Annotated in this window: 1 protein-coding gene; it reads right to left on the bottom strand. The window is 51.7% G+C overall.

The annotated features are described in order from the left end of the window. Positions 1-271: hypothetical protein (locus HC026_RS12605; RefSeq protein WP_168926232.1), on the bottom strand; the 271-nt coding region annotated here is incomplete at both ends.

Here is a 271-nt window from a genome sequence, read left to right as displayed (position 1 = left end):
CTGCATCGAAGCTGGCGCTGGTGTAATCATCGGTTCCACCTGCGGTGATCGTTGCAGTATAGCCACTTTCTGGAACTCCTGCTGACGTCGTTGTCAACTTCGGAACTAAGACGCTGTTGCCATCTTTATCCGTCCAGCCGCTGTATGCTACTTTACCATCTTTAAGGCTGGCAGTCCGAGTAACCGCCACGTTGGCCGTCTTGGTTGCCTTATCTGGACCACCCGTGTAAGTCGTTGTGACTGTAATGGTACCTTCCAGATACTTAGCTTG

Source organism: Secundilactobacillus angelensis (genome assembly GCF_012641075.1).
In the GTDB taxonomy this organism is placed as follows: domain Bacteria; phylum Bacillota; class Bacilli; order Lactobacillales; family Lactobacillaceae; genus Secundilactobacillus; species Secundilactobacillus angelensis.
The sequence above is the reverse complement of the archived record's forward strand: the minus strand, read 5'-3'. Positions and strand labels throughout refer to the sequence as shown.